Genomic DNA, 7791 nt, shown 5'->3' with positions numbered 1-7791 from the left:
CTTAGTCCTCCGTTTCCTGAACATAACGGTGGACCCGTTCAGTTGGGGAGGCTCAGTGCCGAGGCGCCTATATCGAACGCTTTAGAACCGTTACACTGGTTCGGGTGCACGGGCCATCGTCATGACCCAACCCCTGGAGGAATGAATGATTGAGTTGAAACCACCGCTGCGACTGGCCAGGGAGTCGGATGCATCTCAGCTCGCTGATCTCGTGAATTATGCGGGAGAGGGGCTACCTTATTACATCTGGACGGGTCTTGCGGAAGATGGCCAAGACCCTTGGGAGATCGGCCGCGCACGACAGGCCGAAAAGGCGCGAGACGGTCAGATTGTCGTGGTGGATTTCGGAAGCGGAGCGATGGCGAGCCTGACCGGCTACAAGATCGGGGCGGCACCGGTGGAAATTGGTGAGGATTTCCCAGCTCTGTTTCTGCCACTGCAGGAATTGGAGAATCAAGCGCTCGAAAGCTGGTATGTGAATGTTCTGGCTTGCTATCCCGAACACCGCAGTGAGGGCCATGGATCACGCTTGCTGGATTTGGCGGACGAAATCGCTCGGGCCGAGGGCTTAACCAAGATGAGCGTCATCGTGGCCGAAAACAACACCGGGGCGCTGCGTCTGTATGAACGAAAGGGATACAAAGAGGTCGCTCAAGCCCCGTGTCTGAAAGAAGATTGGGAAACAGATACTGAGCGCTGGTTGCTTCTGATGAAATCGCTTTCGTGAAAAAATCTATTTGGGACTGCGCTGACGGCCTTCTCAAGCTCCGTGTTTACGCAACCGCAACGAAAGGCGGCTTTGAAGGGCCGCACCGCGGCGTTGAGGTTCCAAGTCGAGCGTCCAGTGTGGGCCGTTCACAAACTTCTCGATTTAGACGTAGAATTTTGAGATACTTCCTGCCAAATCGACCTGAAGACGTCGAAACACGCAATCAGCATGCCGCCTTACATAGCCTCCAACGTGTGGGTGAGGCCGTTTCGGATGTGATCTTCCAACAGTTTCTTGGCCGTGTCGGCGTCTCTGGCCAGCGCGGCATCGAACATGCCCTTGTGCTCCTTGACCGCCTCTTCGCCGCGATAAGTCAGCACGAGCATCTGATACCGCAGGTACTTGTCGTAGATGATTGAGTGCAGAGACAGAAGGTTCTTGGAGTTGCAGGCCGCGATCATCGCTTGGTGAAACTCCCAATCATATCGTTTCCAGGTTTCTTTCTCGGACTCGTCGCCCTTGAGAAGCTGCTGTTCCATCAGGTGCAGCTTGTGGTGTGCGGCAACGAGGTTGCCTTCCCAGTCCGTGTCGCCATTCGCAATGGACAACTCCAACGCGTGGCATTCCAACAGAACGCGCAGCTCTGAAATCTCGGTCAGGTCTTCTCGTGAAACCGGCGTGACTAGGAAACCCCGTTGCTCGGGAGCTTCGACAAATCCGTCGCTGGCGAGCCTGTTCAGCGTTTCACGAAGTGTCGAAAGGCTTGCCGAGTAGCGTTCCTTCAAGGCGTCCAGCTTCAGTTTGGAGCCGGGCTGCAACTCCCCGAAGATGATGTCCCTCTTGATGCGCTGATAAGTGCTTGCACCTATCGTAGACGGCTGTTTCGCCATGCGTTTCACCCGATATTATCAGTTTCTTCGTTCAATTAGCATTTTTCGGAGGTATCAGCAATCCAATCTGATGTATGGTAAAAATAAAAATATCATACATTATTGCGGAATCGCGAAAACCCCAATACGGTCGTGGCCAAGTTGGGCAAAGCAGCCCGATCGCAATCATCGGTTTCGGGATTTTCCGGACCCTCCGGAAGGAAGCAAAGTGTCTAAGAACTTTCGCATTGCCATTGTCGGCATTGGCCTTGTTGGACGCCGCCACGCAGACGCTATACGAGCGTTGCGCCATGTTGATCTCGTCGCGGTGGTCGACCCCAGCGATGAAGGTCGTGCTTACGCCGTTGAGCACGGGGTCGCATGTTACGAGACCCTCGAGGAAATGTTTGCAAATCAGACGTCGGACGGAGCTGTTCTTGCGACCCCGACCACGCTTCATGTTGAACAAGGCCTCACGTGTGTTCGACATGGCTGTCCCGTCCTTGTCGAAAAGCCGATCGCCGTGGAAGCCGCCGCTGCACTGGAGCTTGTCCAAGAAGCGGAGAAGGCCAATGTACCGCTGATGGTCGGTCATCATCGTCGCCACAATCCTCTGATCAGGTCAGCTAAGGCAGCCATTGTCGATGGGAAGATTGGAGATGTGCGCGCTGTCCATGCGAATTGCTGGTTCTATAAGCCAGACGAGTATTTTGATGCTGCGCCCTGGAGAAAGAAACCCGGTGCAGGGCCCATCTCGGTCAATCTTGTCCACGATGTGGATCTGCTGCGGTACCTGGCCGGAGAAGTCATGACCGTACAGGCGCAGTCGGCTGCATCGCAGCGGGGTTACGACAACGAAGATGTTGCCGGTGCTCTGTTGACGTTCGAAAGCGGAGCGATAGGAACCATAAGTGTGTCCGACAGCATCGTCGCTCCGTGGAGCTGGGAGATGACGTCTCAGGAATACCCAATCTATCCTTCGACCACTGAGAGTAGCTACATGATAGGTGGCTCTCATGGGTCGTTGTCCGTTCCCGATCTTCGACTGTGGAGTTACCAGAGCGAGCAAAGGGATTGGTGGACGCCAATCTCATCAACCGCGCTGAAGAAGGGTGCATCCGACCCCCTGGTCAATCAACTCAGGCACTTTGTTGAAGTCGCTCGGCGCGAAGCAGATCCGATTGTGTCTGGATGGGAAGGTTTTAGAACACTTCAAGTTATTGAAGCCATTCAAAATTCCTGCAGGATTGGCGAGACTGTCACTATAGGAAACCTTCAAGAAATGCAGCAACAAAGACTGCAGGTAATGAAAAATATCTGATATTTTGCAAAAAATCTTGCAAAATACCCAAAATAGGTCAAAACTTAGAATCGGAAAAATGCATCATGATGTCTCAGGGAGGAGCAAAGTGATTACTAAACTTACCCGCCGGGCTGCTGTGTCAGCCCTGGTCGCAACCGGTGTTCTGTTTAGCGCCACAAGTGGTGTGCTGGCGGACGACAAAGTGCAACTTCGCCTCGCAACATCAGGATCGGACACTGACCAGCGTTCGGTTGCCATGGCCGAGGTTTTCGCGCCCATGGTCGCTGATTTCGCAAGCTACGAGCCCAGCTATAATGGCACTATCTTCGCCCAAGGCACCGAGCTTGACGCCATCAGCCGGGGTAACCTGGAAATGTCGATCACTTCGGCGCAGGAACTGGCACAGTTCTTCCCCGAGTTTTCGATCTTTACTGCTGGCTATGTCCATCAGGACGCCGCGCATCAGGTGGCTGTCTTCAACGATCCCTTGATGGATGCCTTCAAGCAAAAGGCCGAAGAAGAACTGGGCGTCAAACTGCTGTCGGTCATGTATCTGGGCCGTCGTCAGGTGAATCTGCGCCAGCCCAAGGAAGAACTGACCGTCAGCACTCCGGCTGATCTGGAGGGTGTGAACCTTCGGATGCCGGGCACAGATGCGTGGCAGTTCCTTGGCAAAGCGCTGGGTGCCGCCCCGACACCAATGGCGTTCTCAGAGGTTTACACAGCTCTGTCGACCGGTGCCGTTGACGGTCAGGACAACCCACTACCAACTGTCGTGGATGCCAAATTCTATGAAGTGACCAATCAAATTGTCCTGACATCTCACCTGGTTGACCTGAACTACATCGCCATCGGCAAAGAGGTTTGGGATGGTTTGACGCCGGAACAGCAGACCAAAGTTCAGGAAGCTGCGGATGCAGCGGCTGAATCGGGTCGCCAGAAGCAGCTGCAAAAGGAAGAGGACTTGGTCAGTTTCCTGAAAGAGCAGGGGATGGAAGTCTATGAACCCGATCTTGCAGCGTTCCGCGATCAGGTACAGTCCATGTATCTGGAGAGCGAATTCGCCGGGTCATGGCCGGACGGTGTTCTGGAGCAGATCAACGCTCTGGGCAACTAAGCTCATCTACACAAGGGAGGGAGAACCGAAATGAAAGGCTTCATAAAGGGGTTCTCCCGACTGACCGAAGCGATTGCCGGCGGCATGCTGGCGGCAATCTTCCTAATCTTCCTTCTCCAAATTCTGCTGCGGTATTTCTTCACCCCCGCCGGATGGACGCTGGAACTGATCGGCATTCTCTGGGTCTGGGTGATCTTCTTCAGCTGCGCGTTCATCGTGCGCGAGCGGGATCATGTGAAGTTCGACATCATCTACCTTTCGGTGCCGATGCGCGTGCGTCAGGTCTTTGCGATGCTTGCGGCTGCGGCAATCGTGGTCGGGATGCTCTACAGCTTCCTGCCGACGTGGGACTACATCGACTGGATGAAAATCCGCAAAACCTCGACTGTGCGCAATCCGTTCTCGGGTGAAAAGATACCGCTGCGGACCGTGTTCTCCATCTATGCCGTGTTCATGCTGGTCGTGGCAGCGCGTTATGGCTGGCTGTTCTTTGACATCATGCGCAACGGCCCGCCTAAAACCGAACTTGAAATGGTCGTGGGATTTAACGTGGTCGACGATCACCCCCGCGTCGACGGTGAAGACGACGAGGAAGCAGACAAATGAGTTTTGAACTTCTTTCCTGCCTGCTCACGCTCTTTGTTCTGGCAGGCATCGGCACCCCTATTGGTTATTCCATCCTGTTGGCGTCGCTGATGTATCTGGGCGTTGCAGGATTGGACGTCGCACTGGCGGGCGAGAAAATCCTTCAAGGCTTCTACAGGAGCACGATCCTGCTGGCTGTGCCTTTGTTCATCGTCGCCGCAAATATCATGAATGCGGGCTCAATCACCGATCGCCTGCTGAATTTCTGCGTTGCTGCCGTCGGGCGGTTCAAGGGCGGCCTCGGGCACGTCAACGTGGTTGCGTCGTTGATTTTCTCCGGCATGTCCGGCTCGGCCGTCGCGGACGCTGCAGGGATTGGCAAGATTATCATTGAGATGATGACCAAGGATGGCCGCTACAGCCGGGGCTATGCTGCTGCGATCACGGCGGCTTCGGCAACGATCGGCCCGATCATTCCGCCCTCTATTCCAATGGTCCTTTACGCGCTGGTGTCGAAAGCCTCTATTGGGTCCTTGTTCCTGGCTGGCATTCTGCCTGGCCTGATCATGGGCGTCGTTCTTATGGCGATGAACTATTATCTGGCCGGAAAGCGGAACTTCGCGCTGGAAGAGCCGATCCCACTGCGCGAGTTGCCCGCAAAAACCGCCAACGCGTTCCCGGCACTGCTGATGCCCGCAATCCTGCTGTACGGTATATACGGCGGCGTCACTACTCCGACCGAGGCCGCCGCAGTTGCTGCATTCTACGCCCTACTACTGGCAGCATTCTTCTATCGCGCTTTGTCGTTCCGTGGTCTCTATCAGGTCTTCGTAGACAGCGCCCGTTCCTCAGCAGCGGTTGGGGTTGTCATCGGGGGCGCGTTCATTCTGAACTTCATCGTCATTCAGGAACAGATTCCGCAGTCGATCTCGGCCTTGCTGGAGGGTTCGGATGTCAGTCCGATTGTGTTCCTGATCCTCGTAAACCTGCTGATCCTCGCGCTGGGATGCGTGTTAGACGCAACTACGATCATCCTGGTGATCGTACCGCTGTTCATCCCGACCTGCGAAGCGCTTGGGATTGATCTGGTGCATTTCGGAGTGCTGGTCGTCGTGAACTCGATGATCGGCCTGATCACGCCGCCCTATGGCATTCTACTCTTTGTGATCAACGCCGTGACGGACATTCCTCTGCGCGAAATCATCTCGGAAATCTGGGCCTTCCTCGCGGTTCTCATCTTCGCCCTGGTGATCATGATGCTGATGCCGGATCTGGTCCTGTGGTTGCCGCGTATGTTTGGATATCAGGGATAATGTGCCTCTCGGTTTCGACAACGTCGATCCCTGGTGATCTGGTCGAAAAGCTAAGTGCTATCGCTGACGCAGGGTTCGGGGGTGTCGAATTACACGAACCGGATTTGACCGCTTTTGACGGGCCGCCATCGCAAATTCGGAATATTGCATCAGATCTCGGCCTGAAGATTTGCCTGCTACAACCCTTCCATAACCTCGAAGGTCAATCCGGCAACGGTCGGGAGCGCGCCTTTGATCGGCTAAAGCGCAAACTCGACCTGATGAGCGAGTTGGGAACGGAATTGCTGCTTATCGGGTCTGCCTTCGAAGTCGATGCCGCTGCGACCGAAGAACAGGTAATCGCAGATCTTGGTGAGGCGGCCCAGATCGCGAAAGAGATGGGGATGCGTCTGGCCTATATGGGCTTGCCATGGTCGGATCTTATTCACTCGGATGAGCAGGCGTTAGGCGTCGTTGAAGCCATCGACAGCCCTCATTTGGGGTTGGCCTTGAACTCATTCTTCTCGCTTGCCGACGGGTCCAAACCCGCCCGCCTTCGGGACATTCCCGGAGAGCGGCTGTTCCATGTGCAACTGTCAGATGCACCCCGGCTTGAGATGGATATACGTCGGCTCAAACGGCACTTTGGGCTTCTGCCGGGGCTCGGATCGCTGAACCTTGCGGGCTTCGTTCGCGTGTTGTCCCGCGCCGGATACAAAGGGCCTTGGTCGGTTGCACGCGTCAACGAAGCAGCGCCTCAACCCGGTGGCCGAACACTGGCCCGAGACAGCTACAGGTCGCTGGTGAACCTCCTGGATGAGGTATCCCGGACCGAGCCGGGAACCGATTTCGGCATCCCGAACCTGCCGGAACGCGTCTATGCGTCAGGCTTCGAATTCGTCGAATTTACAGCCGACGAAACAAGCGGCGCGCAGCTGGCAGATATGTTGTCAGCAATGTGTTTTCGAATGGAGCGAAAGCACGTATCCAAGTCCGTCGAGCTGTGGCGGCAGGGCGCGATAAACATCGTTGTGAATACCGAAAAAGAAGGGTTTGCCCATTCGGCGTTCCTGGGTCACGGCCCCTCCGTTTGTGACATGGGGTTGCGTGTCAAAGATGCGGATCAGACGGTTCAGCGGGCGACCGCGTTGGGCGCGCCGAATTTCTCACAACCGGTGGGAACAGGGGAACTGGATATCCCGGCCATTCGGGGCGTTGGTGGCAACGTCGTTCATTTCATCGATGAGAAATCCGATCTCCATCGGGTATGGGACATTGAGTTCGAGCCGGTTGCGAAAACCAAAGCCACCCAACCTGCCGGTCTGCGTCGTATCGACCATCTGGCCCAGACGATGCGTCACGATGAGATGCAAAGCTGGCTACTCTACTACATTTCGACTTTCGAGATGGCAAAATCCCCTATCGTGAATGTCGCCGACCCGTCCGGCGTCGTGCAAAGCCAGGCTATCGAAAGTCCCGAAGGCGAAGTGCACCTGAACCTGAACGGGGCCGTTGGGCGCCGAACACTGGCGGCGTCATTCCTTGAAGATGGCTTTGGGGCTGGTGTTCAGCACATCGCCTTCCAGTCAGATGATATTTTTGAAACCTCAGCCCAGTTGCTCAAGTCCGGCTTTCCCAGCCTGTCCATCCCTGAAAACTACTACGCTGATCTGCAAGCGACTTTCGGATTGGATGACGATTTGATCGCCCAACTACGCGAAGGCAACATCCTTTATGACCGAGCAGCGGGTGCCGAGTATTTTCAGATTTATAGCCGCCCCATCTTCAATGGCTTCTTCTTCGAAATTGTTGAACGCCGCATGGGTTATGCCGGTTATGGCGCGCGAAACGCGCCCATTCGCCTCGCCGCGCAAAGCAAAACCCAGACGGTGAAAGAGGTGCAGACTCAATGACCG

At 55.3% G+C, this 7791-nt stretch carries 7 protein-coding genes; 6 read left to right on the top strand and 1 reads right to left on the bottom strand.

Annotation, left to right across the window (positions count from 1 at the left end):
• Positions 1–145: 145 nt before the first annotated feature.
• On the top strand, positions 146–727 hold the full coding sequence (locus tag GOW93_RS19895; protein WP_170387990.1) for a GNAT family N-acetyltransferase: 582 nt from the start codon (positions 146–148) through the stop codon (positions 725–727).
• 218 nt (positions 728–945) lie between these two features.
• Here the strand turns inward: GOW93_RS19895 and GOW93_RS19890 are convergent, their stop codons facing one another.
• Positions 946–1599, bottom strand: a complete 654-nt coding sequence (locus tag GOW93_RS19890) for a GntR family transcriptional regulator (protein ID WP_170328650.1) — start codon at positions 1597–1599, stop codon at positions 946–948.
• Here GOW93_RS19890 and GOW93_RS19885 point away from each other — a divergent pair.
• The 5 genes from GOW93_RS19885 (at position 1598) to GOW93_RS19865 (ending at position 7788) form a co-directional block, all read left to right on the top strand.
• The gene (locus GOW93_RS19885) at positions 1598–2899 is read left to right on the top strand and encodes a Gfo/Idh/MocA family protein (RefSeq protein ID WP_254443691.1); all 1302 of its coding nucleotides are present in this window, start codon (positions 1598–1600) and stop codon (positions 2897–2899) included. The two genes, GOW93_RS19890 and GOW93_RS19885, sit on opposite strands and share 2 nt — an antisense overlap.
• Before the next feature lie 88 nt (positions 2900–2987).
• Positions 2988–3998 (top strand): TRAP transporter substrate-binding protein DctP, encoded by a 1011-nt coding sequence (gene dctP / locus GOW93_RS19880; RefSeq protein ID WP_170387988.1) that lies wholly within the window; start codon positions 2988–2990, stop codon positions 3996–3998.
• A 30-nt stretch (positions 3999–4028) separates the two neighbouring features.
• Positions 4029–4604: a TRAP transporter small permease gene (locus GOW93_RS19875; RefSeq protein ID WP_170387986.1), complete on the top strand. Its 576-nt coding sequence runs from the start codon at positions 4029–4031 to the stop codon at positions 4602–4604.
• Positions 4601–5896 (top strand): TRAP transporter large permease, encoded by a 1296-nt coding sequence (locus tag GOW93_RS19870; RefSeq protein ID WP_170387984.1) that lies wholly within the window; start codon positions 4601–4603, stop codon positions 5894–5896. Before GOW93_RS19875 ends, GOW93_RS19870 begins: the two co-directional genes overlap by 4 nt.
• Positions 5896–7788 (top strand): bifunctional sugar phosphate isomerase/epimerase/4-hydroxyphenylpyruvate dioxygenase family protein, encoded by a 1893-nt coding sequence (locus tag GOW93_RS19865; protein WP_170387982.1) that lies wholly within the window; start codon positions 5896–5898, stop codon positions 7786–7788. Before GOW93_RS19870 ends, GOW93_RS19865 begins: the two co-directional genes overlap by 1 nt.
• The last annotated feature ends 3 nt before the right edge of the window (positions 7789–7791 follow it).

The organism is Ruegeria atlantica, from assembly GCF_013032455.1.
Taxonomy (GTDB): Bacteria; Pseudomonadota; Alphaproteobacteria; order Rhodobacterales; family Rhodobacteraceae; genus Ruegeria; species Ruegeria atlantica_B.
The sequence above is the reverse complement of the archived record's forward strand: the minus strand, read 5'-3'. Positions and strand labels throughout refer to the sequence as shown.

Bases quoted from the DNA above. Each gene is read 5' to 3' on its own strand.
- GOW93_RS19895 (WP_170387990.1), top strand. From the start codon at position 146: ATGATTGAGTTGAAACCACCGCTGCGACTGGCCAGGGAGTCGGATGCA.
- GOW93_RS19885 (WP_254443691.1), top strand. From the start codon at position 1,598: ATGCGTTTCACCCGATATTATCAGTTTCTTCGTTCAATTAGCATTTTT.
- GOW93_RS19890 (WP_170328650.1), bottom strand. From the start codon at position 1,599: ATGGCGAAACAGCCGTCTACGATAGGTGCAAGCACTTATCAGCGCATC.
- GOW93_RS19875 (WP_170387986.1), top strand. From the start codon at position 4,029: ATGAAAGGCTTCATAAAGGGGTTCTCCCGACTGACCGAAGCGATTGCC.
- GOW93_RS19870 (WP_170387984.1), top strand. From the start codon at position 4,601: ATGAGTTTTGAACTTCTTTCCTGCCTGCTCACGCTCTTTGTTCTGGCA.
- GOW93_RS19865 (WP_170387982.1), top strand. From the start codon at position 5,896: ATGTGCCTCTCGGTTTCGACAACGTCGATCCCTGGTGATCTGGTCGAA.